Origin of the sequence: Mycolicibacterium arabiense (genome assembly GCF_010731815.2) — a bacterium.
Classification (GTDB): Bacteria; Actinomycetota; Actinomycetes; order Mycobacteriales; family Mycobacteriaceae; genus Mycobacterium; species Mycobacterium arabiense.
In genome coordinates this window covers 165,836-189,254 of record NZ_AP022593.1, presented here as the reverse complement: position 1 = coordinate 189,254, position 23,419 = coordinate 165,836, and the positions used below count along the sequence as shown (strand labels likewise).

22 protein-coding genes and 1 tRNA gene are annotated in these 23,419 nt (G+C 69.5%); 9 read left to right on the top strand and 14 right to left on the bottom strand.

Translation table 11 applies throughout. The features are described from left to right. Window positions 1-43: 43 nt before the first annotated feature. The 8 genes from mshC to G6N61_RS02475 form a co-directional block, all read right to left on the bottom strand. On the bottom strand, window positions 44-1,282 hold the full coding sequence (gene mshC, locus G6N61_RS02510; protein WP_163917022.1) for a cysteine--1-D-myo-inosityl 2-amino-2-deoxy-alpha-D-glucopyranoside ligase: 1,239 nt from the start codon (window positions 1,280-1,282) through the stop codon (window positions 44-46). Window positions 1,283-1,381: 99 nt separating this feature from the next. Next, window positions 1,382-2,101 carry a 3'(2'),5'-bisphosphate nucleotidase CysQ gene (locus tag G6N61_RS02505; RefSeq protein ID WP_163924548.1) on the bottom strand — a complete coding sequence of 240 codons (720 nt, stop codon included), beginning with the start codon at window positions 2,099-2,101 and terminating at the stop codon, window positions 1,382-1,384. A 44-nt stretch (window positions 2,102-2,145) separates the two neighbouring features. Next, window positions 2,146-2,826 (bottom strand): GNAT family N-acetyltransferase, encoded by a 681-nt coding sequence (locus tag G6N61_RS02500; RefSeq protein WP_163917019.1) that lies wholly within the window; start codon window positions 2,824-2,826, stop codon window positions 2,146-2,148. A gap of 49 nt (window positions 2,827-2,875) precedes the next feature. Further along, window positions 2,876-3,703 (bottom strand): Rv2133c family protein, encoded by an 828-nt coding sequence (locus tag G6N61_RS02495; RefSeq protein WP_163917017.1) that lies wholly within the window; start codon window positions 3,701-3,703, stop codon window positions 2,876-2,878. Further along, window positions 3,687-4,274: an Rv2134c family protein gene (locus tag G6N61_RS02490; protein WP_163917015.1), complete on the bottom strand. Its 588-nt coding sequence runs from the start codon at window positions 4,272-4,274 to the stop codon at window positions 3,687-3,689. Before G6N61_RS02490 ends, G6N61_RS02495 begins: the two co-directional genes overlap by 17 nt. Before the next feature lie 55 nt (window positions 4,275-4,329). Beyond that, window positions 4,330-5,031 (bottom strand): histidine phosphatase family protein, encoded by a 702-nt coding sequence (locus G6N61_RS02485; protein WP_163917013.1) that lies wholly within the window; start codon window positions 5,029-5,031, stop codon window positions 4,330-4,332. 1 nt (window position 5,032) lies between these two features. After that, window positions 5,033-5,863 (bottom strand): undecaprenyl-diphosphate phosphatase, encoded by an 831-nt coding sequence (locus G6N61_RS02480; RefSeq protein ID WP_163924547.1) that lies wholly within the window; start codon window positions 5,861-5,863, stop codon window positions 5,033-5,035. A 42-nt stretch (window positions 5,864-5,905) separates the two neighbouring features. Continuing rightward, on the bottom strand, window positions 5,906-6,229 hold the full coding sequence (locus G6N61_RS02475; protein ID WP_163917011.1) for a hypothetical protein: 324 nt from the start codon (window positions 6,227-6,229) through the stop codon (window positions 5,906-5,908). A 121-nt stretch (window positions 6,230-6,350) separates the two neighbouring features. Here G6N61_RS02475 and G6N61_RS02470 point away from each other — a divergent pair, with 121 nt between their 5' ends. The 3 genes from G6N61_RS02470 to G6N61_RS02460 are packed head-to-tail and all read left to right on the top strand — an operon-like array spanning window position 6,351 to window position 8,726. Beyond that, the gene (locus G6N61_RS02470) at window positions 6,351-7,379 is read left to right on the top strand and encodes a YncE family protein (protein ID WP_163917009.1); all 1,029 of its coding nucleotides are present in this window, start codon (window positions 6,351-6,353) and stop codon (window positions 7,377-7,379) included. A 28-nt stretch (window positions 7,380-7,407) separates the two neighbouring features. Next, a complete protein-coding gene (locus G6N61_RS02465; RefSeq protein WP_163917006.1) occupies window positions 7,408-7,665 on the top strand; it encodes a DUF5703 family protein in 258 nt (85 codons plus the stop codon). Continuing rightward, window positions 7,665-8,726 carry a quinone-dependent dihydroorotate dehydrogenase gene (locus G6N61_RS02460; protein ID WP_163917004.1) on the top strand — a complete coding sequence of 354 codons (1,062 nt, stop codon included), beginning with the start codon at window positions 7,665-7,667 and terminating at the stop codon, window positions 8,724-8,726. The genes G6N61_RS02465 and G6N61_RS02460 overlap by 1 nt, the downstream gene beginning before the upstream one ends. Before the next feature lies 1 nt (window position 8,727). On the opposite strand, the gene G6N61_RS02455 is transcribed toward G6N61_RS02460, so the two are convergent. Further along, a complete protein-coding gene (locus G6N61_RS02455; protein ID WP_163917002.1) occupies window positions 8,728-9,258 on the bottom strand; it encodes a YbhB/YbcL family Raf kinase inhibitor-like protein in 531 nt (176 codons plus the stop codon). 26 nt (window positions 9,259-9,284) lie between these two features. Continuing rightward, a complete protein-coding gene (locus G6N61_RS02450) occupies window positions 9,285-10,619 on the bottom strand; it encodes a M20/M25/M40 family metallo-hydrolase (protein WP_163917000.1) in 1,335 nt (444 codons plus the stop codon). Window positions 10,620-10,694: 75 nt separating this feature from the next. Between G6N61_RS02450 and G6N61_RS02445 the strand changes: the two genes are divergently transcribed. Further along, a tRNA-Leu gene (locus tag G6N61_RS02445) sits at window positions 10,695-10,780 on the top strand. An 8-nt stretch (window positions 10,781-10,788) separates the two neighbouring features. Here G6N61_RS02445 and G6N61_RS02440 read toward each other — a convergent pair. Then, window positions 10,789-11,865, bottom strand: a complete 1,077-nt coding sequence (locus G6N61_RS02440) for an alpha/beta hydrolase fold domain-containing protein (protein WP_235887375.1) — start codon at window positions 11,863-11,865, stop codon at window positions 10,789-10,791. 169 nt (window positions 11,866-12,034) lie between these two features. Between G6N61_RS02440 and G6N61_RS02435 the strand changes: the two genes are divergently transcribed. Both G6N61_RS02435 and G6N61_RS02430 read left to right on the top strand, forming a co-directional pair. Then, on the top strand, window positions 12,035-13,474 hold the full coding sequence (locus tag G6N61_RS02435) for an HNH endonuclease signature motif containing protein (protein WP_235887374.1): 1,440 nt from the start codon (window positions 12,035-12,037) through the stop codon (window positions 13,472-13,474). 78 nt (window positions 13,475-13,552) lie between these two features. Next, the gene (locus G6N61_RS02430) at window positions 13,553-13,912 is read left to right on the top strand and encodes a DUF732 domain-containing protein (RefSeq protein ID WP_163916997.1); all 360 of its coding nucleotides are present in this window, start codon (window positions 13,553-13,555) and stop codon (window positions 13,910-13,912) included. A gap of 5 nt (window positions 13,913-13,917) precedes the next feature. On the opposite strand, the gene G6N61_RS02425 is transcribed toward G6N61_RS02430, so the two are convergent. Both G6N61_RS02425 and G6N61_RS02420 read right to left on the bottom strand, forming a co-directional pair. Continuing rightward, window positions 13,918-17,883 (bottom strand): bifunctional nitrate reductase/sulfite reductase flavoprotein subunit alpha, encoded by a 3,966-nt coding sequence (locus G6N61_RS02425; protein ID WP_163916995.1) that lies wholly within the window; start codon window positions 17,881-17,883, stop codon window positions 13,918-13,920. Beyond that, the gene (locus tag G6N61_RS02420) at window positions 17,880-19,331 is read right to left on the bottom strand and encodes a nitrate/nitrite transporter (RefSeq protein WP_163916993.1); all 1,452 of its coding nucleotides are present in this window, start codon (window positions 19,329-19,331) and stop codon (window positions 17,880-17,882) included. The genes G6N61_RS02425 and G6N61_RS02420 overlap by 4 nt, the downstream gene beginning before the upstream one ends. A 162-nt stretch (window positions 19,332-19,493) precedes the next feature. Between G6N61_RS02420 and G6N61_RS02415 the strand changes: the two genes are divergently transcribed. From G6N61_RS02415 to G6N61_RS02405, 3 genes are read left to right on the top strand one after another with little or no spacing between them, the layout of a single operon-like run. Then, complete coding sequence (locus G6N61_RS02415; protein ID WP_163916991.1) at window positions 19,494-19,847, top strand: molybdopterin oxidoreductase; 354 nt, start codon at window positions 19,494-19,496, stop codon at window positions 19,845-19,847. Then, window positions 19,847-22,318, top strand: a complete 2,472-nt coding sequence (gene nirB / locus G6N61_RS02410; protein WP_179973553.1) for a nitrite reductase large subunit NirB — start codon at window positions 19,847-19,849, stop codon at window positions 22,316-22,318. The genes G6N61_RS02415 and nirB overlap by 1 nt, the downstream gene beginning before the upstream one ends. Next, window positions 22,315-22,641, top strand: a complete 327-nt coding sequence (locus G6N61_RS02405) for a Rieske (2Fe-2S) protein (protein ID WP_163916990.1) — start codon at window positions 22,315-22,317, stop codon at window positions 22,639-22,641. Before nirB ends, G6N61_RS02405 begins: the two co-directional genes overlap by 4 nt. On the opposite strand, the gene G6N61_RS02400 is transcribed toward G6N61_RS02405, so the two are convergent. Then, entirely contained in the window at window positions 22,638-23,414 is a 777-nt protein-coding gene (locus G6N61_RS02400) for a DUF1206 domain-containing protein (protein WP_163916988.1), read from the bottom strand. The two genes, G6N61_RS02405 and G6N61_RS02400, sit on opposite strands and share 4 nt — an antisense overlap. Between the last annotated feature and the right edge of the window lie 5 nt (window positions 23,415-23,419).

Below are 23,419 nucleotides of genomic sequence, written 5' to 3'. Positions count from 1 at the left end.
CGAAGGGTACGACACCGGGCCGTCCGGCCGGCGGGCGATGCGCCTACAAAGCAACCCCGAGCAACGCGTCGACGGCCGTCGCCACCAACCGCGGGGCCTCGGTGTCGTGACCGCCGTAGGTGAGCGCGTCGGTGGCCCACGCGTCCAACGCGGCAAGCGCTTTGGGGGTGTCGAGGTCGTCGGCGAGGTACCGGCGCACCCTGGCGATGACGTCTCCTGCGTCGGGTCCCGCCGGCAACGCCGTCGCTTCGCGCCACCTGGCCAGCCTGGCGCGGGCGTCGTCGAGCACCCCGTCGGTCCAGAACCGGTCGGTGCGGTAGTGCCCGGCCAACAATCCGAGCCGGATGGCCGACGGTTCCACGCCGTCGGCGCGCAGCCGGGAGGCGAGCACCAGGTTGCCGCGGCTCTTGCTCATCTTGTGGCCGTCCCAGCCGATCATGCCGGCGTGGACGTAGTGCCTGGCGAATCTCCGTTCGCCCGTTGCCGATTCGGCGTGCGCGGCGGAGAACTCGTGATGGGGGAAGATCAGGTCGCTGCCGCCGCCCTGGACGTCGAGGCCCGTGCCGATGCGGGTGAGCGCAATCGCCGCGCACTCCACGTGCCAGCCCGGCCGCCCCGGCCCGAACGGGGACGGCCAACTCGGCTCGTCCGGTCGCTCGGCACGCCACAGCAGGGCGTCGAGCGGATCGGCCTTGCCGGCCCGGTCGGGGTCACCGCCGCGCTCGCCGAACAGGCGCAGCATGGTGTCGCGGTCGTAGCCCGACTCGTAGCCGAACTGGACCGTGGCGTCGGCGTGGAAGTAGACGTCCGGGTACTGGGGGTCGTCGACGACGTAGGCGGCGCCCGAGGCGATCAGCTTCTCGACGAGTTCGATCACTTCGTCTATCGCGTCGGTGGCGGCCACGTAGTCGTGCGGGGGCAGCACGCGCAGTGCCGACATGTCGTCGCGGAACAGCTGGGTCTCCCTGGCGCCGAGGTCGCGCCAGTCGATGCCGTCGCGCGCGGCCCGCTCGAACAGCGGGTCGTCGACGTCGGTGACGTTCTGCACGTAGTGCACCCGGCGACCGGAGTCCAGCCACTGCCGGTAGACCAGGTCGAAGGTCAGGTAGGTGGCGGCATGGCCCAGATGGGTCGCGTCGTACGGGGTGATGCCGCAGACGTACATCGACGCCGTCTCGCCCGTGGACACCGGGCGGACCTGCCGGTCGGCACTGTCGTACAGCCGCAGTTCCGGTCCCCGTCCGGGCAGCTCCGGAACGACGGGCGCCGACCACGATTGCATGGCTCCGACTCTAGAGACGATTTCGGGCTCCTCACGTACGGGGGTGTGCTTGAAGAGGGACGCCGGAGCCGCCGATTCCATTCCCGGAGGGGTCCACGACTAGTAGATCGAGCGGATCCCCTCGAGCAGGATCTCGGCGAACTCGGGCCTGCACATCAGCAGGTCGGGGAGGTACGGGTCGGGACGGTTGTAGAGCAGCGGGGAGCCGTCGATTCGCGAGGCGTGCAGGCCCGCGGCAGCCACGACGCCTGCCGGCGCGGCCGAATCCCATTCCCACTGCCCGCCCGCGTGGATGTAGGCGTCGACGTCGCCACGCACCACGGCCATTGCCTTGGCACCCGCCGAGCCGATGCCGATCAGCTCGATGTCGAGGACGTCGCGCAGCCACCACAGCACGGTGGGGGGCCGGTTGCGGCTGGTGGCGACGCGGATCGGGCCGGGCCTGCGCGGCGGCGGGCCCGTCACGGTGTCGGTGCGGTAGACCTCACCGCTGGCGGGCAGTCCGACGACGGCATCGGTGATGCCCCCGTCGGGGCCGCCGTCCGGTGCGCCGCTGCGCTGCCACAGCGCGATGTGCACGGCCCAGTCCACCCGGCCGGGCATCGAGAACTCGCGCGTGCCGTCGACGGGGTCGACGATCCACACCCGGTCGGCACCCAACCGCGCCAGGTCGTCGGCCGCCTCCTCGGACAGGATGGCGTCGTCCGGCCGGGCCTCGCGCAACCGGTCCAGGATGAACGTGTTGGCCCGCCGGTCGCCGATGTCGCCCAGGTCATAGGGGTCGTAGAACCCGACCTCCTCGCGAAGGTCCACCAGCATCGCGCCGACGTCCTTCGCCACTTGCGCGGCGAGCGCCGCGTCCGTCACGCCGACGGTGTCGACTGCGGCGCGGCGGCCGGGGCGCGCACCACCATCGCGACGGCCGGGAAGTAGGCCGCCATCTCCGAACGCGAGCGACGCAGGGCGGCGGTGCCGAAACCGCGGTGCCGGTGGTCGGGGTGGATCCAGATGCGCACGTTCACTTCGCCGTCGACCAGCTCACCGAAGACCATGCCGACCTTCTGCGAGCCCTCCTCGGCGACGAACCACACCGCTTCCTCGGCGTGCACGCGGCTGACCGCGGAACGGATCTCGTCGTCGAGGTTGCCTGCCGGGGCGCCCGATCCGTCGCCGCTGGCGCCGACGTCGGAGGTGCGGGCCGCGAACACGTCGCGATCCAGCTCCGCGGAGAACGGACGCAAGGTCAGGCCCTCCCCCGAGCTGGCAGGCCGCTCGGCGAAGGTGAACGTGAGTTGCTTGTTCAGGTCGTCGAGTTCCTGGGCGATGCGCCTGCGCGAATCCCGGGTGAGGCGGTCGAACTGCATTGCCATCACCGCCTCGCCACCCAGCTGCGACGTGCCGAGCAGCTTGGCGATGGCCTCGACCGCTGAGGCCTTGTCGTCCGCCTCGACGATCACGTCGAGCACTTCGTGCCTGAGGTCGAGCGCCTTCTGCAGGGCATCGGTGATCTCGCGGCGGGCGGCGGCCCGGTCATGATCGGTCATGACCGCCAGCGTAGAACACGCGGAGGCGTGGAGAGCGGGGTTGCGCCCGTCAGAAGGCGGGCCACGGGATGGGCCGGTGCCGGTCGGGCGTCGGCATCACCGGATCGTCAAGCAGCAGAACGGCTCTGGCGTACAGGGCGTCGATCTCGCGGTTGGTGATGTGACCGCTGAGCGCGTCGGCGAGGTCGCCGCAGAGTGCGTCTCGGAACACCGCGACGCGAGCCAGGGTGTCGTCGTCGATCGGCTTGCCCGCCCACCCCCACAGCACGGTGCGCAGTTTGTCGTCGCTGTGCAGGCTCACCCCGTGGTCGACGCCGCGCACGCGTCCGTCGGTGCCCGCCAGGATGTGGCCGCCCTTGCGGTCGGCGTTGTTGATCAGCACGTCGAACACGGCCATCAGCCGCAGCCGCGCATCGTCGGCGTGCACGAGCGTGACCTCGTCGCCCTGGTAGTCGTAGGCCTGCAGGATCGGTAGGTAGCCCGGCGGGACGCGCCCCGCGGGCACCAGGTCGACCAGATCGGGTCCCTCGGGTTCGGCGCCGGAGTCGTCGAGCGCGTCGCCAGGCTGGTCGACCCACTGCTGCACCATGCCGGGCCCGGCCGGTCCCTCGCGAACGAGGGTGTGCGGCACGATCTCCCAGCCGAGGGCATCCGAGACCAGGAAGGCGCCGTACTCGCGGCCCGCGAGCGTGCCGTCGGGGAAGTCCCACAGCGGCGCCTCACCGGCGACCGGCTTGTAGACGCAGTGCGCCTGCCGGTCGTCGAGATGCGCCTCGCACAGGAAGGTCGCGTTGCTGGCGGATCGGATGCGTCCGATGACGGTCAGTTCACCGCGACTCAGGACCTCTCCGACCGCTGCGTCAGAAGTCGGGCTCATCGTCGGCACCGCTGAAGGCGCCGCGCCGGTAGCCGTTGGTCCGCACGCAGATGTGGCCTGCGGGATCGAGGGGTTCGTCACACAGCGGGCACGGCGGCCGCCCCGCGGAGATGACGCGGTTGGAACGGTTGGCGAACTCGCGCGCCGACTCGGGGGTGAGGAACACCCGCACGGCGTCGGGGCCGTCCTCGGCGTCGTCGAGGACCACCGACGCGTCGAACTCGGTATCCGATACCGCGAGCAGTTCGACGACGACCGTCCGCGCCTCGGAGTCCCAGCCCAAGCCCATGGTGCCGACCCTGAACTCCGCGTCGACGGGCATGACCAGGGGGCTCAGGTCCCCCACCTCATCGGTCTCGGGTGGGATCGGGGTGCCGAACCGGCGGTTGATCTCGAGCAGCAGCGCGGAGATGCGCTCGGCCAGCACGGCGACCTGCTGCTTCTCCAGCATCACCGACACCACCCGCGCGTCGTGGACCGCCTGCAGATAGAAGGTCCGGTTTCCCGGCTGCCCGACGGTCCCGGCCACGAAGCGGTCGGGTGAGCGGAAGACGTGAATCGAGCGGGTCATGGCCCTTCCAAAATACCGGTATCGGCTGAGCTGCCGTAATTCCCACGGCCGTAGGTCACTCGGTGGAACCGCCGACCACCGCGTCGGAGGCGCCGACGGCGCCGTCGGCCGCGGTCTCCGCGGGCTTGGGCACCAGCGCCGATGTGAGGTCTGCGCCAGTGTGATTGACGTGCAGGACGAACGGGCGCACCGGGGTGTAGCGGATGACGCTCATCGACGCCGGGTCCGCGGTGATGCGCTGGAAGCCGTCGAGATGCACGCCGAGCGCGTCGGCGAGCACCGCCTTGATCACGTCGCCGTGCGTACACGCCACCCACAGGGCGTCCCCGCCGTGCTCCATGCCGAGCCTGCGGTCGTGCTCACGGATCGCGCTGACGGCCCTGGCCTGGACGTTCGCCAGTCCTTCGCCCTCGGGGAACACCGCGGCGCTGGGCTGCTGCTGCACTACCGCCCACAGCGGTTCCTTGACGAGGTCGCCGATCTTGCGGCCCGTCCACTGTCCGTAGTCGACCTCGATCAGCCGGTCGTCGACGACGGGGTTCAGACCCAGGGCGTCCGCGAGGGGTTCGACGGTGCGTTCGCAGCGCAGCAGGGGCGAGCGGACGATGGCCTTCACCGGCAGGTCGCCCATGCGGGCGACGACGCCGAGGGCTTGTTCGCGGCCCTTGTCGTCGAGGTCGACGCCCTCGGACCGGCCGGCGAGGGTGTGGGCGGTGTTGGACGTGGAGCGTCCGTGCCGGAGCAGGATGACGGTCATGTCAGGAGGCCGCCAGGACGCCGGTGCCGAGCAGGATGAGGACGACCACGCCGAGCAGCACGCGGTAGGCGACGAACCAGTACATGCCGTGCCGGACCAGGAACTTGAGGAACCAGGCCACCGCGGCGTAGCCGACGACGAACGCGATGACGATCGACACCAGTAGCTGCGGGCCGGTGGCGCTCATGCCCTCGGTCACCGGGGCGAACGCGTCGGGCAGCGAGAACAGACCCGACGCCAGCACCGCCGGGATGGCCAGCAGGAACCCGAAGCGGGCGGCCACCTCTCGGTTCTGGCCGAGTAACAGGCCCGCGCTGATCGTGGCGCCCGATCGCGAGACACCCGGAACCAGTGCCAGGCACTGCGCCAGACCCACGATGACGCTGTCCTTCCACGTCAGCTGTTCGACGGTGCGGTTCTGCTTGCCGTAGTACTCCGCGGCGGCGATGACGGCCGAGAACGCGATCAGCGCGATGGCGACGATCCAGAGGTTGCGCACCCCGCCGCGGATCTGGTCCTTGAAGACCAGACCCAATACGCAGATCGGGATGGTGCCGATGATCACCCACCAGCCCAGCCAGTAGTCCGACGTGCGCCGCGCCGAGTCGCGCAGACCGCCGAACCAGGCGATCAGGATGCGACGGATGTCGCCGGCGAAGTAGACCAGGACCGCGAGTTCGGTGCCGAGTTGCGTCACCGCGGTGAACGAGGCACCCGCATCGTCGTCGAAGAACAGCTGGGACGCGATGGCGAGGTGGCCCGAGGACGACACCGGCAGGAACTCGGTGAGCCCCTGCAGTACGGCCAACACCACCACCTGCAGCCAGGACATGGCCTCGACGATCACGCCGAAGACCGTACCGCGCGGGGTGGATCAGCGATTCGAGCGTGGCACCGGGTGGGCGTCGGCCACGGCGTCGCGTACCGCCGCCGCGAGGCTGCGCTCGTCGTCGACGTCTATGTTCGCCAGGCTGCGGGTCGACGTGGCCACCACGTCCTCGGCCTGCGGTACCGGGCCGGCCAGACGGGGCCGGTAGACCTCGATGACGAGGGCGTGGCGATCGACCTGGAATTCGACGTGGAAGCTGAAGGATCTGCCGTCACCGACGACGCCGAAGCCACTGGCGAACGGCCCCGTCGAGATGTCTTCGATGCGGAATCGCTGGTCCACCGCGGGCCGGTCCGCAGCCAGGGTCATTGACGCACACTAACGCCGGGACGCGTACCTGGCAGGCCGGACGCGACCGAACGGTGAACGTCGGCTTCCCTACACTCGACCTGCGAGTGACCTCTTATCCGCACGCCCCGAGAGCTACCCTTTGCCTTTTCATCGAAACCTACGACGTCGCCTGTTTCACGCAGCCATTGCTGGTGTGACGGTCGTCGCGGTCGGGGCGTGCTCGTCGGATCCCGTCGAGGCACCGCCGCCAACGATCACACCGGCTACCGCAGCCGACTCCCCGCCTGCTGCCGCACCGCCGGCCGGCGAGGTGCGCACGATCGACGGACCCGGCCTGACCACCGTGTTCGACCGGGCAACGTCGAGCCTGGTCGTCCTCACCGGGACCGGTAGCAACGGCTCGACGCTGGCGGTGTTCCCGACGACGGGCGCCGCTCGGACCGTGACCTTGCCCACGCCCGCGAGTTCGCTGGCCGGTGACGGTGACGGCACCGTCTACGCCGCCGTTCGCGGAGGTTACGTTCGCCTCGCATTGGCCGGTGACGTGGTGACGCCGTTCGAGGTCGAGGGCGCCGCCGACGTCGACTTCACGGCGATCACGCGCCGAGGCGACGGACGGCTCACGCTGGGCACCGCCGACGGCGCGGTCTACACGCTGGAGTCCGACATCGCCGTCGCCGCGCGCCTGCAGATCTTCGCGCGGGTGGACGGGCTCGCCGCCCAGGGAGACACCGTGGTGGTGCTCGACCGCGGTCAGACGTCTGTGACGACGGTCGATCCCTCCGGTGACGATGCAGGTCAGGCGCTGCGCGCGGGTGAGGGCGCCACCACCATCGCCGCCGATCCGGCCGGACGCGTGCTGGTCGCCGACACCCGCGGCGGGGCACTGCTGGTGTTCGGCGCCGATCCGCTGATCCTGCGGCAGCGCTACCCGGTCGGCGGCGCACCCTACGGACTGGCGGGTTCGGCGCGGCTGGCGTGGGTTTCGGAGACGGCGACGAATACCGTCGTTGGTTACGATCTCGCCACCGGAATACCAGTGGAGAAGGTGCGTTATTCAACTGTTCGGCAACCGAACTCCCTGGCCTACGACGAGGAGTCCAACACGTTGTTCGTGGTGTCGGGCTCGGGGGCGGGTGTGCAGGTGATCAAGGAGGCGGCCCGATGAGCGCTTGCGCGAGGAGGAGATGGGCCCGATGAGCCGGAGCCAGCGTGGTCGGATGCCCGCGGCGTGGGAGGCCGACCTCTCCGACGAGTACGAGTGGATTCCGCTGCGGCTGCCCCCGGACGTGACGCGCGTCTCGGCATCCACGCGGCTGTCGATCGAGGCGGAGTACCGCGGCTGGGAACTCACCCGGGTCCGGCTCTACACCGACGGCAGCCGCCGAGTCCTGTTGCGGCGCAGGAAGACTGCAGCCGACCGGCTCGGCGTCGGCGATCAGCCGGGCAGTTGATGTACCTCCTGCTGCGCCGGGTGTTCTTCCTCATTCCCCCGGAGCGCATCCACACGTGGGTGTTCGCCGTCCTGCGCGGCGTCACTGCGGTGGCACCGCTGCGGCGGGCCCTGGGTCGCTGGCTCGCACCGACGGACCCGGTACTCGAGTCGACGGTCTTCGGGGTGCGGTTTCCCGGGCCGCTGGGGCTGGCTGCCGGATTCGACAAGGACGGCTCGGGCCTGTCGACCTGGGGCGCACTCGGCTTCGGCTACGCCGAGGTCGGAACCGTGACGGCCCACGCGCAGCCGGGTAATCCGAAGCCGCGGATGTTCCGCCTCGCCGACGACCGCGCACTGCTCAACCGGATGGGCTTCAACAACCACGGCGCGGCGGTGCTGGCCGCGCGTCTGGCCCGGCACCGCGCCGACGTCCCGATCGGGGTCAACATCGGCAAGACCAAGGCCACCCCGGCCGAGGACGCGGTCGGCGACTACGCCGAGAGCGCCAGGCAGGTGGGCCCGCTGGCGGCGTTCGTGGTCGTCAACGTCAGCTCCCCGAACACCCCCGGCCTGAGGGACCTGCAGGCCGTCGAGTCCCTGCGCCCGATCCTGGCGGCCGTACGACTGCAGACCGACACGCCCGTCCTGGTCAAGATCGCACCCGACCTCTCCGACGAGGACGTCGATCAGATCGCAGACCTGGCGGTCGAATTGGGACTGGCCGGCATCGTCGCCACCAACACCACGATCTCGCGCGACGGCTTGCGCACACCCGGCGTGGCCCAGTTGGGCGCGGGCGGCGTGTCCGGCGCGCCCGTGGCACGCCGGTCGCTGGAGGTGCTGCGCCGTCTGCACGGCCGCGTCGGCGATCGGCTGGTGCTGATCAGCGCGGGCGGCATCGAGACCGCCGACGACGCGTGGGAGCGCATCACCGCGGGGGCGTCACTGGTGCAGGGGTACACCGGATTCGTCTACGGCGGTGGCCTGTGGGCGAAGCACATTCACGACGGCCTGGCGCGACGGCTCCGCGAGGGCGGGTTCGCGTCCCTCGCGGATGCCGTTGGCTCGGCGTCCCGCTAGCTCAGCTCTTCACCTCGTACGTGCCGTGGATGACGGCGCGCGCGATGGCGTGGCTGAACAGGTTGAAGCCCAGGTATGCCGGCGTCGAACCCTCGGGCAGGTCGAGCTTCTCGACGTCGACGGCGTGCACGGCGATGAAGTAGCGGTGCGGACCGTGCCCGGGGGGCGGCGCGGCACCGACGAAGCGCTTCAATCCGGCGTCGTTGCTCAACGTCATTGCGTCACCCGGGAATCCGCTGTGGCTGCCGTCGCCGACGCCCTCGGGCAGTTCGGTGACCGTCGCGGGCAGGTTCGCCACCGCCCAGTGCCAGAATCCCGATCCGGTGGGTGCGTCGGGGTCGTACATGGTGACCGCGAAGCTGCGCGTCTCCTCGGGGAACCCGGACCACGCCAGGTCCGGTGAGACGTCGGAGCCACCGGCCCCCATGATTCCACTTACCTGCTCGTTGCCGAGCGGTTGGCCGTCGGTGACGGCCTTGCTGGTGAGGGTGAAGGTGGGCAACTGCGGTAGCGCGTCGTACGGCGTGCTCATGTGCGTCCTTTCGAGAACGGTCGGGATTAGCAGTGCAGCAGGAAGTGGTTGAGGACCTCCGTGCCGAACGTCAGCGACTCGACGGGTACCCGTTCGTCGACGCCGTGGAACAGCGCCGCAAAGTCGAGTTCGGGCGGGAGGCGCAGCGGGATGAAGCCGAAGCAGCGAATGCCAAGGCGGGCAAAGTGTTTGGCGTCGGTTCCGCCGGACAGCATGTAGGGCACGATGCGGGCGTCGGGATCGACGGTGAGCAGTGAGGCGTTCATCGCGTCGACCAGGTCGCCGTCGAACGAGGTCTCGTACGCAGGCAGGTCGGTGATCCACTCGCGGGTGACGTTCGGTCCGATGAGTTCGTCGACCGCGGCCTCGAATTCGGCGGCATGGCCGGGCAGGATCCGGCAGTCCACGACGGCCTCGGCCGAGCCAGGGATGACGTTGGCCTTGTACCCGGCGTTGAGCATCGTCGGGTTCGCCGAGTCCCGCAGCGTCGCACCGACGATGCGCCCGATCGGGCCCAGTTTGGCGACCACGCCGTCGAGGTCCGGCGAGTCGGGATCGAACGAGTGCCCCGTCTCCTCGCCGACGGCAGCGAGGAACTGCGCGACGGTGTCGGTGAGCACGATCGGGAACTGGTGGCGGCCCAGCCGGTCCACTGCACCGGCGAGGGTGGTGACGGCGTTGTCGTCGTGCACGAACGAGCCGTGGCCTGCGCGGCCGCGCGCGGTGAGCCGCATCCAGCGCATGCCCTTCTCGGCCGTCTCGATCAGGTAGAGACGCTTGTCGCCGCCGTCGCGGTGCGGCACCGTCAGCGAGAATCCGCCGACCTCCCCGATCGCCTCGGTGACGCCTTCGAACAGGTCGGGACGGTTCTCGACGAGCCAGCCGCAGCCGTACTTGCCGCCGGCCTCCTCGTCGGCGACGAACGCGAAGACGAGGTCCCTGGGTGGCACGACGCCCGAGCGCTTCAGCTGGCGCGCCACGGCGATCATCATGCCGATCATGTTCTTCATGTCGATCGCGCCGCGGCCCCACACGTAACCGCCCTCGACCGCTCCGGAAAACGGGTGCACGCTCCAGTCGGCCGCCTCGGCGGGCACGACGTCGAGGTGGCCGTGAATCAGCAGCGCTCCCCTGCTCGGGTCTGCGCCACGCAATCGGGTGACGACGTTTCCGCGGCCGGGCGCGCCCGATTCGACGTACTCGGTCTCGTAGCCGACCTCCTCGAGCTGGGCGGCCACCCACCGGGCGCAGTCCGCCTCGCCCTTGGTGGTCGCCAGCTCACCGGTGTTCGACGTGTCGAAGCGAATCAGCTCGCTGACGAGGCCGACCACCTCGCTGACGGCTTCCGGGGCGTCTGTCACAGTCCCATTCGTACCATTACCCGGGCGGGCTGGTTTGGGTCCGGGGCGGGTGATCCGTTAGCCTTAGGCGCTCTTGTCCGAGTGGCGGAATGGCAGACGCGCTAGCTTGAGGTGCTAGTGCCCTATTAACGGGCGTGGGGGTTCAAGTCCCCCCTCGGACACACTTTCTTCACCGGCTGGTGCCGTGCGCGAACGCGACGACGTCGCGCACTGCCCGGTCGAACAGATCAGGTACTGCCGCGGCAGCCAGCAGTTCTCCGGCGTGGCCGACGCCGTTGTACACGTGGCCCGACGCCTGAACTCCCGCCTTCTGCAGCGCGCGTAGATACGCCAGGCCTTCGTCGCGCAGCGGGTCGAGTTCGTCGGTCGTGATGACGTGCGGCGGTAGCCCCTCGAGGTCGTCGGTGGTCGCGAAGTAGGGCCACGCCAGCGGGTCGGTCCTGTGGCGTCCACCGGGGTCGTACAGCGACGCCATCAATGTCATGACGCTAGGGCCGATGAAGTACCCCTCGTTCTCGACCAGCGACGGCAGCGCCGGGTCGGGATCGTCGTACCCGCCGAAGATGAACGGCACCTGGGCGTACACGCCGTCGATGCGGTCGAGCCGGTTCTCCCGCTTCGCCTTCAACGCCGTGGCCAGCGACAGGTTGCCGCCGCCGGACTCGCCGGTGACCACGATGGTCGAGATTCCCAACTCGTCGCGGCGGTCGTGCATCCAGTCCAGCGCGCTGGCGCAGTCGTTGAGGCCGGCGGGGAACGGGTGCGGGCCGAGCGCGCCGCCGGCATTGCGGAACTCCACCCCGACCACGACGCATCCGCGGCCAGCGAGCTGATTGCGCCAAGCAGCCGCAGTGTCGGCCTGCAATATCGCCATGCCGCCGCCGTGCAGGTGCAGCAGGCCCGGCAGCCGGCCCTGCGTGCCGGACGGCCGGTCGACGTAGAGAGTGATCGCGTTGCCGTCGACACCGGTGACGGTTTCGACGCTCCTGTCCACGCCGTCGACGGCCGGCACGCCGGCCAGCAGGGCCGCGAACACCCCGGTGAATGCCTGCTCTGCCGCCAAGGCCGTGGCGAGCAGGTCGTCGAGCGGCGATCCGCGGTGGACGGGCAGTTCCGCCGCGGCAACGTCAAGCCCGAACGGCGCGAACAGCGCGAGCATCCGCGGATCGGAGCGGGGGTCGGTACGCATCTCGAGCGTCGGGTCGCCGAGCCGGCCCGGCAGTGTGACGGTGGCGGGATTGATCACGAGGGCGAAGCTACTCCGTGCCGCTCCCCTACCACACGGGTCCGACGAGTCAGGCTGCGCGGCAGCGACTTCGGGCACGTTGTGCACAGTCCGTGATTCATCCCCAGATTGGCCTCCGGAGTTGGTGATGGCCTGGTCACCCAAGACCGGAACGAGAAGAATCGAATACGTGTTCGACGAATTCGAGGCCCTCGACGACGGGGCGCTGCTCGCGGTGATGGGCGACTCGCTGCACGTCGAACGCGCCGCTGCCGCCCGCCGGCTGTGCGCGGCCGGAGTGTTCGCCGCGCGCCATGAAGCCGGCCCCGGCTCGGAGACCGAACGCTGGTGCGTCGAGGACTTCACTGCTGCTGCCGCCGAAGTCGGCGCCGAACTGGGCCTGAGCCGCTTCCGCGCCGAAGCCGACATGTCCCGCGGACTGACCCTGGTCCAACGGCTACCCCACCTAGCCCACCGGTTCTTGGCCGGCGAGGTGGATCCGAGGGTGATCGCGCTCATCGACAACCGCACCACCCTGGTCCAAGACCCCGGGGTCCTCGCCGAGCTGGACGCCAGGCTGGCCGAGGCCGCACCACGCTGGAACGCGCTATCGCGGGAGAAGCTCACCGAGGTCGTGGACTGGCTGGTCGTGCAACTGGACCCCGAGGCCAAGCGGGTCGCCCGCGACCGTCGAGACGACCGCCACGTCGAGATCACACCCGGTGAGCACGGGCTCAGCGAGATCCACGGCCGCCTGAGCGCCGTCGACGGGGCCGCGTTGGACGAGCGTCTCGACGCGATCGCCGCCACGGTGTGCCGCGATGACCCCCGCACCGCGGCCCAACGCCGCGTCGACGGCCTCCTGGCCCTGTCCGAACGTCGGGAGTCCCTGGACTGCCGGTGCGGGCAAGACCAGTGCCCCGCCGGGGGCGAGACCGACGCTCCCAGGCCAACCCCGGCTCCCGCGCCGACGCAGGTCATCGTGCACGTACTCGCCGAACAGGCCACCCTCGACGGCTCCGGCGACGCCCCGGCCTACCTGCCCGGCCACGGCCCCGTCCCCGCCGCCACGGTCCGCGACCTCGTCGGGACCGGCCGCGCCACGACCCGGCCGCTGACCATCCCCGGCCCCGACGCCCCACCCGAACCCGGCTACCGGCCCTCCCGCGGATTGAGCGCGTTCCTGATGTTCCGCGACCTCACCTGCCGCTTCCCCGGCTGCAGCCATCCCGCCCAGAAGTGCGACTACGACCACACCGTGCCCTGGCCCCACGGCCGCACCCACCCCTCCGACCTCAAGGCATACTGCCGCCACCATCACCTGCTCAAGACGTTCTGGGACGGCCCCGGCGGCTGGCGCGACGTCCAACACCCGAACGGCACAATCGAATTCACTTCACCCAGCGGCCGCCGCTACACCACCACCCCACTCGGTGCGTGGTTCTTCCCCCAACTGGCCACCCCCACCGGCGAGCACCAACCACGCGGCGCACCCCCACCCGACACCCCCGCCAAGACATGGGCCATGCCACGACGACGACGCAGCCGCGCCGCCGACAAAGCCGCCCGCATCGCCCAGGAACGCGCGATCAACCGCGCCGGCGCCGACGCCAACCCACCGCCGTTCTGATGCAGCACCGCGCACTTGTCGGACTCCCGCGATACCGTCTACATAGCGGTCGGGGGACCGCGCACAGGGGGTGGGGAAATGAATCGAATGGCAACCAGGGTCGGCTGTTTGGCGGCGATGGCGGCGGCACTCGCGGTCACGCTGGCACCGCCTGCGGCAGCCGACCCGATCGAGTACGTGATGGTGCTCGACGACGAGGGCGTGTACTACGAGTCGATGACCGACGTCATCGACCTCGGCAAGTACACCTGCCGCATGTTGCGCTTGGGGGCAGCGGTACCCGCCGCGCTGAACAACGTCGCCAGCTCGGGGTACGCGCCGTACGAGACGGGGATCGTCGTCTACGCCGCCGGGCAGAAGATGTGCCCCGACGTGCTACCGGTGATCGAATCGTGGGCGCAGCAGGGCAACGACACCGCGCCCGTCAGCCACTACTGACGGCGTCAATACACGTCTCGCACATACCGTTTCGTCGCGACCAGCTCGCGCTTGTAGTCGCGCGCCGCGTCCTCGGACAGGCCACCGTGGCGGCGGATGATGGTGGTAAGGGTGTCGTCGACGTCCTTGGCCATCCGAGACGCGTCGCCGCACACGTAGAAGTGGGCGCCGTCCTCGAGCCAGCGCCACACGTCCGCGCCGTAGTCGGCCATCTTGTGTTGCACGTACACCCGCTGGGGCTGATCGCGGGAGAACGCCAGATCGAGCCGGTTCAACAGGCCGTCGCGCGCCATGTCCTCGAGATCGTCGCGATAGTAGAAGTTCTCGGCGCGGTGCTGGTCACCGAAGAACAACCAGTTGGGGCCTGCATGGCCCAGCGCGCGCCGCTCCTGCAGGAATCCGCGGAACGGCGCGATGCCAGTACCCGGGCCGACCATGATCATCGGCGTCGCGCCATCCTCTGGCGGGCGGAAGTGCGGCGACGGCTGCAGGAAGATCTCGGCGTGCGACGCGCGGTCGGCCAGGAACGTCGACGACACACCACCGCGCTCGCCGCCCCGCGGACTGCGATATCTCACCACCGAGACGGTCAGCTGCACCTCGCGCGGACTCACCAGTGGGCTCGACGCGATCGAATACGACCGCGGCGTGAGCCGCACCAGGGCGTCCAGCCACTCGGCCGGTTCGGCGCGTACGCCGAACTCCTCCACCACGTCGAGTCCGTTGCGGCCCGTCAGCCACGCATCACGGGCAGCGCCGGACTTCCCCAGCGTCTTCGCGGCCGCCTTGTCGCCGCACCGCTGCGCGACGAACGACAGCAGGTTCGGCGTCACCCGGCTGACGTCGAACGACGCCGTCAACGCCGCACGCAGGTCGACGTCGGCCCCGTCGACATGCACGGTCTCGGTGCCGGCCAGACCCGTGGCCGACAGCCACGCGTCGACGACGGCGGGCGCATTGGTCGCGAAGACGCCGAGCGCGTCACCGACCGAGTACGTCACGTCGTGCTCCGACAGGTCGAAGCCGAACTGCCTGACCTCCTTGGCCGCCGTGCGAGGGGTCAGCAGGACGTTGCGGGCCAGCGGCACCCGCAGCGGCCGATTGCGGGTGAACGGTTCGGCGACGGGCGCCGGACGCGTCGGTGCGACCGCGACTCCACCGTCGCCGCCCAGCACGTCGGCCAAGCGGTCGGTCCACTCCGCCATGGGCTCGTCGTCATAGGCCTCGCACTCCGCCCGATCCACGAGCTTGGTCGCACCCAAGTCGGTCAGCCTGCGGTCCAAAGCCTTGGCGTACCCGCAGAAGTCGTCGTAGGACCGGTCCCCGATCCCCAGCACCGCGAACCGCACCCCGTCGAGCGCCGGAGCGTCCGGCGCCTCGAGCCGGTCCCAGAACTGCGCGCCGTTGTCGGGCGGCCCCCCGTCGCCGAACGTGCTCGTCACGATGACCACGTCACGGCGCTCGGTCAGATCCGCCACCGTCGCGTCGTTCATCGCCACCAACCGCGACCCACCGAGCCGATCGGCCACCGTCGAAGCGAACCCCTCGGCGTTACCGGTCTGCGACGCCCACAGCACCAGGGGTCCGTCGGTCTCCACCTCGGCGGTGTCCGCCGCTCTGGAGTACCGCCCGGCGAGCAGGCCGTCGACCCACAGCCGCACGGTGGGGCGGACGGGCGCCATCGCGGGCAGTACCGGAACGCCGGTGACGGTCTCCTCGAGACCGTGGAAGAACCCAGCGAGATAAAGCTTCTCGGCATCCTCGAGAGCGGGTGCGGAAGCAGGCAGCCCCGGCACGCCGTCCGACGCGACGGCCGCCAGCCGCACCGCGCACACCTTGAACTCCGGCTGCAGCGACATGGGGTCGACGGCGTCGTTGGTCAGGGCGTTGATCGTGAGGTCCTCGCCGTGCGCGTCGTTCCAGTGGAACGGCACGAAGCAGTCCCCCGGCCGCACCCGGTCGGTGACGACCGCGGGCAGCACGGCCCTGCCGCGCCGCGACGTCAGCTCGACCCGGCCACCCTCGACGATGCCGAGCGCTCTGGCATCCTCGGGGTGCACCTCGACGAACGGGCCACTGTTGAGCTTGTTGAGCTTCTCGACCTTGCCGGTCTTCGTCATCGTGTGCCACTGGTGCTGCAGGCGGCCGGTGTTGAGCACCATCGGGAACTCGGCGTCGGGCAGTTCGGCTGCGTCGACGTGCGGCCGCGGCAGGAACACCGCGCGACGGGACGGCGTCGCGAACGCCAGCCGCGGCCTGTGCCCGTCGGCGTCGACGAACTCGTCCTGGCTCGCCCCGTCGTTGAGGTAGCGGATCGGGTTGCGGTCCGGCGACTGCGGCGCCACCGGCCACTGCAGCGGCGTCTCGCGCAGCCGTTCGTAGCTCGCGCCGCGCAGGTCCCAGCCCGTCCGGAGGTTGGTGAACCGGCGGATCTCGGAGAAGACCTCCTCGCTCGACTTGTAGTCGAAGTCGTCGCCGAACCCGAGGTGCTCGGCGACGCGGCAGATCAGCTCCCAGTCGGGCATCGTCTGCCCCGGCGCCGGGATGGACTGCGACAGCAGGGTGAGGTTGCGTTCGGAGTTGACCATCACCGCGTCGGACTCGGCCCACAGCGTCGCGGGCAGCACGATGTCGGCATACGCGTTGGTGGCGGTGTCGCGGTAGGCGTCCTGGGTGATCACCAGCTCCGCCTTCTGCAGCCCTGCGATGGTGGTCGACCGATTCGGCATCGTGGCAACTGGATTCGTGCAGATGATCCAGCATGCCTTGATCTCGCCCGAGGCGAGCCGTTCGAACATGTCGACCGCGCCGGGCCCGAACTCGGTCCTGATCGTGTCGGGCGGCAGGCCCCACTGCTCCTCCACGAACGCCCGGTCCTCGGCCGAGGTGACCGCACGCTGCCCGGGCAGACCTGGGCCCATGTAACCCATTTCGCGCCCACCCATGGCGTTGGGCTGCCCGGTCAGCGACATGGGGCCGGTTCCGGGCCTGCAGATGGCGCCGGTGGCCAGGTGCAGGTTGCAGATCACGTTCGTGTTCCAGGTGCCGTGGGTGCTCTGGTTCAGCCCGACCGCCCAGCAGGTCATCCAGTCCCCCGCCTCGGCGATCATCGCCGCGGCCGTACGAATGTCCGCCTCGGCCAGACCCGTGATCTCCGCGACGGTGGCCGGCGGGTAGTCCGCGAGGAACGCGGGCATCGCGTCCCAGCCCTCGGTGTGCTCGGCGATGAAGTCCGCGTCGACGTCGCCGTTCTCGACGAGCAGATGCAGGATGCCGTTGAGCAGCGCCAAGTCGGTGCCCGGCTTGATCGGCAGGTAGAGGTCCGCCTTGTCGGCGGTCGCGGTGCGGCGCGGGTCGACCACGATGAGCTTGGCGCCGGCCTTGAGCCGGTCGGCCATCCGCAGGTACAGGATCGGGTGGCAGTCGGCCATGTTCGAGCCGATGACGAAGAACAGGTTCGTGACGTCGAAGTCGGCGTAGGACCCCGGCGGGCCGTCCGACCCCAGGGACTGCTTGTAGCCGGTCCCGGCGCTGGCCATGCACAGCCTGGAGTTCGACTCCATGTACTTGGTGCGCAGGAACCCCTTGGCGAGCTTGGTCGCCAGATACTGCGACTCCAAAGACATCTGACCCGACACGTACAGAGCGACGGCGTCGGGACCGTGTTCGTCGACGATGGCGCGCAAGCGGCGCCCGGCCTCGGCGACCGCGTCGTCGACAGCCACCGTGGTCAGCTCGTCATCGCGCGAATCCCGCACCAGCGCGGTGGTCAGCCGTCCCTCGTCGGCCCGCATCAGCTCGGCGTGGGTGGCGCCCTTGGTGCACAACCGACCGAAGTTGGTGGGGTGCAACCGGTCCCCGGAGACCCGTGCGATCACCGGCGCGCCCGTAGCGGGGTCGGCGCGGGTCTCTACGGAGATCCCGCAGCCGACCCCGCAGTACGAGCATGCGGTCCGAGTCGTCTGGGTCACCCCGCCCCCACCGGTGCCGCCGCCCGTCCGACGTTCTCGCCGGTGACGGCCTGCACGGACTTCATCCGCAGGAAGACGAACCAGGTGACGATGGCGCAGACGACGTAGAACCCGAGGAAGACCCAGAAGGCGCTCGTCGCCGACTTGTCAGCACCGGTGTAGGACACTCGCAGCGAGACGTTGATGAACACGCCGCCCAGTGCCCCGACTGCTCCGGCGAACCCGATCAGCGCGCCCGACATGCGGCGCGACCACGCTGCCTTCTCCTCGGCGCTCCAGCCGTCCTTGTCCTGCGCCTTGGCCTCGAAGATCGACGGGATCATCTTGTAGGTCGAGCCGTTGCCCAGGCCCGAGAGCACGAACAGGATGATGAATCCCACGACGTACCCGGTCATCTGGGCACCGGTCGGAGCACCCGCGGCGCCGTCGTCCATGGTTCCGGAGCCGACCAGAATGCCCGCGGCGAAGATCATCGCCACGAACGTGTACAGCGTGATCTTGCCGCCGCCGATCCGGTCGGCCAGCTTGCCGCCGAACGGACGCGAGATGGAACCGAGCAGCGGCCCGAGGAAAGAGATCTGCGCGGCGTGCAGCGCTGCCTGCGCGGGAGTGTCGCCGCCTGCCAGGTAGTTGATCTGCAGCACCTGCCCGAACGCGAACGAGAAGCCGATGAACGACCCGAACGTGCCGATGTACAGGAAGCTCATCACCCAGGAGTGCTTGTAGCGCAGCGCTTCTGCGAGTGCTCCGAGATTGGACCTCTGGTTGCGCAGGTTGTCCATGAAGAACGCCGAGCCCAATGCCGCCAGCGCGATCAGGACGAGGTAGATGGCGCACACCAGCTCGGGCGCGGTGTTCCCCACCGTGGCGATCACCAGCAGGCCGATCAGCTGGATGACCGGGACGCCGATGTTTCCGCCACCGGCGTTCAGGCCGAGCGCCCAGCCCTTGAGCCGCTGCGGGTAGAAGGCGTTGATGTTGGTCATCGACGAGGCGAAGTTGCCACCGCCGAAGCCGGCGAAGGCCGCCACCACCATGAACGTCGTGTACGAGGTGCCGGGGTTCTGCATCGCCCACAGCGTGAGCAGCGTGGGAATCAGCAGCAGCAGCGCGCTGACGATCGTCCAGTTCCTGCCGCCGAACTTGGCGGGCGCCACCGTGTAGGGAATGCGCATGAACGCGCCGACGAGGGTCGGCACCGCGACGAGGTAGAACTTGCCGGCCGCGTCGATGCCGTAGACGTCCTGCGGCATGAACAGCACCATCACCGACCAGATCGACCAGATCGAGAACCCGACGTGCTCGGCGACGATCGACCAGATCAGGTTGCGCTTGGCGATCCTGTCGTTGCCACCGTTCCACGCCTCGACGTCCTCGGCGTCCCAGTGTTCGATGTCACGGCTGCGCCGCGGGCGTTCGGTGTCGCGGCTGCGGAAGAGCGTCGTCATGGCGATAGTTCTATGGCCAGGCCATGCCGTATCCGTTGCGCCTCCGTGACCGTCATGTCAAGACTGGCTCACACGTCGGCTCGTGGCCGAGGTGCGCAACGGTATTCATGGGCGCATCGCGCAGGAAACGAACACGAAACAATGGCCGCCTATTGGTAGAACATGACAGACGGAAGCACCCCACGATTCCTGCAGGGCGCCTTCGAATTCGAGGGCAAGGGCCTCGACGAACCGGTTCCGATCGACGGGACGCTGCGCTACGTGGTGCCCGCGGGAGCCGTGTCCCAACCCGTCTACTTCCGCGGCGGCAACTCATGCGACGAGATGGTCAGCGTCGTCCTGCTCCGCGACGGGGCACCGATGCGCTACTTCCCCATCGCGGCCAAGGGTGCGACGCACGTCGCGCTGCGGGTGGTCGAGGACCTGCTCGGCGACACGGTGCTCGAGTTGGCCATCGCCGCGCCCGTCGGCTGCGCGGGCACCGTTGTCGTCGACCTGGGGCTGGTGGAGGTCTGATGCGCAGGCTCGTCGTGGTCGGCAACGGCATGGCAGGCATCCGCGCCATCGAAGAAGTGCTCGCCAGGGGTGGCGGTGAGATGTTCGACATCACCGTGTTCGGCGACGAGCCCTACGGCAACTACAACCGCATCCTGCTGTCGAACGTCCTTGCCGGCAGCGACGATCCCGCCGAGATCTACCTCAACGCGCTGGACTGGTACTCCGACAACCGGATCGACCTGCGAGCCGGGGTTCGCGTGGTGCGCGTCGACACCTTCGCCCACCTCGTGCACGCCGACGACGGCACCAGCATGCGGTACGACAAGCTCATCCTGGCCACCGGCAGCCGATCGTTCTTCCCCCCGATGAAGGGGCTGTGGGCCGACGACAAGAACCTCGCCGATGGCGTGTACGGGTTCCGGACCCTCGACGACACCTCCGCGATGATCGCCGAGGCAGGCATGCGGACCAAGGCCGTCGTGATCGGAGGCGGCCTGCTCGGATTGGAGGCCGCACGGGGCCTGCAGAACCGGGGGCTGACCGTCGACGTGGTGCACGCCGGGCCGGTGCTGATGAACGCCCAGCTCGACGACCTCGCGGGCGCGATCCTGCGAAAGTCGGTGGAAAGCCTCGGCATTGGGGTGCACACCAACATGCGCACCACCGAGGTGTTCGTCGACGACGGCCGCCTCACGGGCATCGCGTTCGCCGACGGGACGCGCCTGGACTGCGACATGCTCGTCATCGCCGCGGGCATCCGACCCAACGTCGGGCTGGCGCAACGGGCCGGGCTGACCGTCGAGCGGGCCATCGTCACCGACGATCACATGCGGTCGGTCGACGACGACGACGTCTACGTCGTCGGCGAGTGCGCCCAGCACCGCGGCCAGGTCTACGGCCTGGTCGCTCCGCTGTGGGAGCAGGCCAAGGTGCTCGCCGACCACCTCACCGGCAGCGATCCGGCCGCCACCTATCACGGCTCCCGCGTCGCCACGAAGCTGAAGGTGGCCGGCGTCGACGTCGCGTCGATGGGGATCAAGGCGCCGGAACGCGAGGACGACGAGTTCGTGCAGTACTCCGAGCCCAGGCACGGCGTGTACAAGACCATCGTGATCCGCGACGGGAAGCTGGTGGGCGCCACGCTCGTCGGCGACGTCAGCAAGGTGTCGTTCCTGACCCAGGCGTTCGACAGCGGCCTGCCACTCCCCGACGAGCGGGTATCGCTGATGTTCGACATCGGCACCCCCGACGTCGGAGTGGGCGTGGCCGAACTCGCCGACGACGCCCAGGTGTGCAACTGCAACGGCGTCTCCAAGGGCGACCTCGTCGGCTGCGTGCGCGGCGGTGTGACGTCGGTGAGCGGCGTGATGGCGAAGACCAAGGCGGGCAAGGGCTGCGGGTCCTGCAAGGAGCTGGTCGGCCAGGTCGTCGAGTGGGCCGCCGATGGCGCAGTCACCGAGGATCCGTCTGCGTCGTGGTACGTGCCGGCGATCCCGTACGACAAGCCGACCCTGATGAAGCACGTCCGGGAACTCCAACTGCACTCGGTGTCATCGGTCTTCGCCGCACTGGCTCCCGACGGCAAGCCCGACGCCAGTTCCAAGATGGCGCTGGCCTCGCTGCTCGACATGATGTGGGCCGACGAGTTCGTCGACGAACGCGACGCCCGGTTCATCAACGACCGCGTGCACGGCAACATCCAGCGCGACGGCACCTTCTCGGTGGTGCCGCAGATGAAGGGCGGGGTCACCGACTCCAGGCAGCTGCGCAGGATCGCCGACGTCGCCGACAAGTACGAGATCCCCATGATCAAGCTGACCGGCGGTCAGCGCATCGACCTGCTGGGGGTCCGCAAGGAGGACCTGCCATCGGTGTGGGCGGATCTCGACATGCCGTCGGGATACGCCTACGGCAAGAGCTTCCGGACCGTGAAGACCTGTGTCGGAAGCGACTTCTGCCGATTCGGCGTCGGCGACTCGACGGCGCTGGGCATCGCGATCGAGGAGCGCTACCAGGGTCTGGCCAGTCCCGCGAAGATGAAGCTGGCCGTGACCGGGTGTCCGCGCAACTGTGCCGAGGCGCTGTGCAAGGACGTAGGGATAGTCGCCATAGAAGGGGGGGTCGGCGGACGCTGGGAGATGTACGTCGGCGGGGCGGCCGGCGCCCACATCCGCAAGGGCGACCTGCTGGCCACCGTGGACTCACCCGAGGAGGTGATGACGCTGACCGGCCGGTTCCTGCAGTACTACCGGGAGAACGCCAACTGGCTCGAGCGGACGTACGCCTTCGTCCCCCGCATCGGCATCGAACGGCTGCGGGAGATCGTGGTCGACGACGCCGATGGGCTGGCCGAGCAGCTCGACGCCAACATGGCGAAGTCCGTTGCGGCCTACCGCGATCCGTGGCTCGACGGCAGGGAGCCCGCTACCGAGGGCCAGTTCAGGACGTCGTTGCCGTTGCTGCCGCTGCCCCAGGTCCCGGTCCGATGACTACGCGAGTCTCGGTGGGCCACGTCGACGAGATCCCCGTCGGGGAGGGCCGGACGTTCGCGATCGACGGCGAGCAGATCGCGGTGTACCGCATGCGCGACGGCTCGGTGCGCGCCTTGAGCGCGGTGTGTCCGCACCGCGGCGGTCCGCTCGCCGACGGGTTGATCGACGACCAGGTCGTCGTGTGCCCCCTGCACGGGCTGAACTACGACCTCGAGACCGGACGCGAGGTCACGGGAACCGGACTCGGCGTGTGCACGCACGAGGCGACCGTCGACGCCACCGGGGCGATACGCGTCGCGCTCGACTGCGGCCGGGACTAGGACATGTCCGCGTAGCGGCTGCGGATCAGGCTGAAGACGCCGTAGGCCGCGATGCCCAGAGCGGCGAGGACGAGGAGGATCCGGCCAAACGGCGCGTTGCCGAGGGCCTTGACGGCGGCATCGATGCCCGAGGCCTTGGCGGGGTCGGACGTCACGGTCGCGATGATGACCAGGATGCCTGCGCCTGCAAGGACGAGGCCCTTGGCGACGTAGCCGATGATGCCGGCCGGCGTGACGATCGATCCCCGTGAGCGGGTCAAGTCCTTCTCGAAGCGCTTGGTCGCGCCCTTGTAGACGTGGTAGCCGCCGACGCCGATCAGGACGAGCGCGACGATGATGAGAAGCGCCTTGCCCCAGCCGGATTGCATGAGCTGGGCACTCATGCCCGCGTTCTGCTGACCGCTGGACTGGCCACTGCCGGAGGCGAATCGCGCGGCGGACACGGCGAGCGCGATGTTCACCACGCCGACGGCGACGGCCTTCACCTTGTCCTTGACTTCCTCCTCGGCGACTGCTTCCGCGATGTGCCACAGGCCGAGTGCCGCGAGACCGATGGCCGCGAGCCACAGCATGATCGCGCCGCCGGTCTGGCTGCCGAGAGCGGCCAGGGCGCCGGATTGGTCCGCGTTGCCTCCGCTACCGAAGGCAAGCCGGAGCACGATCCAGGCGAGCAGCAGGTGCAGGACGCCGCTGGCGATGAAGCCTGTCCGCGCCGCACGTTCGAACCACTGATTGTCGGCAGCATTCGCTACAGCGCCCTTGGTGTCGGTCATGCCGG

Excerpts from the sequence above, each read along its gene's own strand:
- mshC (WP_163917022.1), bottom strand. The coding sequence starts at position 1,282 with ATGCAATCGTGGTCGGCGCCCGTCGTTCCGGAGCTGCCCGGACGGGGA.
- G6N61_RS02505 (WP_163924548.1), bottom strand. The coding sequence starts at position 2,101 with ATGCTGGTGGACCTTCGCGAGGAGGTCGGGTTCTACGACCCCTATGAC.
- G6N61_RS02500 (WP_163917019.1), bottom strand. The coding sequence starts at position 2,826 with ATGACCGATCATGACCGGGCCGCCGCCCGCCGCGAGATCACCGATGCC.
- G6N61_RS02495 (WP_163917017.1), bottom strand. The coding sequence starts at position 3,703 with ATGAGCCCGACTTCTGACGCAGCGGTCGGAGAGGTCCTGAGTCGCGGT.
- G6N61_RS02490 (WP_163917015.1), bottom strand. The coding sequence starts at position 4,274 with ATGACCCGCTCGATTCACGTCTTCCGCTCACCCGACCGCTTCGTGGCC.
- G6N61_RS02485 (WP_163917013.1), bottom strand. The coding sequence starts at position 5,031 with ATGACCGTCATCCTGCTCCGGCACGGACGCTCCACGTCCAACACCGCC.
- G6N61_RS02480 (WP_163924547.1), bottom strand. The coding sequence starts at position 5,863 with ATGTCCTGGCTGCAGGTGGTGGTGTTGGCCGTACTGCAGGGGCTCACC.
- G6N61_RS02475 (WP_163917011.1), bottom strand. The coding sequence starts at position 6,229 with ATGACCCTGGCTGCGGACCGGCCCGCGGTGGACCAGCGATTCCGCATC.
- G6N61_RS02465 (WP_163917006.1), top strand. The coding sequence starts at position 7,408 with ATGAGCCGGAGCCAGCGTGGTCGGATGCCCGCGGCGTGGGAGGCCGAC.
- G6N61_RS02460 (WP_163917004.1), top strand. The coding sequence starts at position 7,665 with ATGTACCTCCTGCTGCGCCGGGTGTTCTTCCTCATTCCCCCGGAGCGC.
- G6N61_RS02455 (WP_163917002.1), bottom strand. The coding sequence starts at position 9,258 with ATGAGCACGCCGTACGACGCGCTACCGCAGTTGCCCACCTTCACCCTC.
- G6N61_RS02430 (WP_163916997.1), top strand. The coding sequence starts at position 13,553 with ATGAATCGAATGGCAACCAGGGTCGGCTGTTTGGCGGCGATGGCGGCG.
- G6N61_RS02420 (WP_163916993.1), bottom strand. The coding sequence starts at position 19,331 with ATGACGACGCTCTTCCGCAGCCGCGACACCGAACGCCCGCGGCGCAGC.
- G6N61_RS02415 (WP_163916991.1), top strand. The coding sequence starts at position 19,494 with ATGACAGACGGAAGCACCCCACGATTCCTGCAGGGCGCCTTCGAATTC.
- nirB (WP_179973553.1), top strand. The coding sequence starts at position 19,847 with ATGCGCAGGCTCGTCGTGGTCGGCAACGGCATGGCAGGCATCCGCGCC.
- G6N61_RS02405 (WP_163916990.1), top strand. The coding sequence starts at position 22,315 with ATGACTACGCGAGTCTCGGTGGGCCACGTCGACGAGATCCCCGTCGGG.
- G6N61_RS02400 (WP_163916988.1), bottom strand. The coding sequence starts at position 23,414 with ATGACCGACACCAAGGGCGCTGTAGCGAATGCTGCCGACAATCAGTGG.